The organism is Pseudomonas parakoreensis, assembly GCF_021602155.1.
Taxonomy (GTDB): Bacteria; Pseudomonadota; Gammaproteobacteria; order Pseudomonadales; family Pseudomonadaceae; genus Aquipseudomonas; species Aquipseudomonas parakoreensis.
In genome coordinates this window covers 1-255 of sequence record NZ_BQHY01000090.1, presented here as the reverse complement: position 1 = coordinate 255, position 255 = coordinate 1, and the positions used below count along the sequence as shown (strand labels likewise).

Annotated in this window: 1 protein-coding gene; it reads left to right on the top strand. The window is 60.0% G+C overall.

The features are described 5' to 3' along the window. A partial coding sequence (locus L6D63_RS28525; protein ID WP_236170524.1) for an immunoglobulin-like domain-containing protein occupies window positions 1–255 on the top strand: 255 nt, incomplete at both ends.

Below are 255 nucleotides of genomic sequence, written 5' to 3'. Positions count from 1 at the left end.
GCTGAAGGTGGCACTGTCACTTACACCGCGACCGTCGGTGCGCCAGTCACCGGTTCGCCGGTTGTGGTGACTCTGGCCAACGGTCAGAACATCACCATCGAAGTCGGTAAAACCACCGGCACGGTGATCACCACCGCGCCGAATGACGTATTGACCGGTCATGCACCGTTGACCAACGCCATTACTAACGTGACCGGCGGCAACTACGAAAATCTGGTGGCCGACAAGACCCCGGTCAGCACCACCGTGACCGAC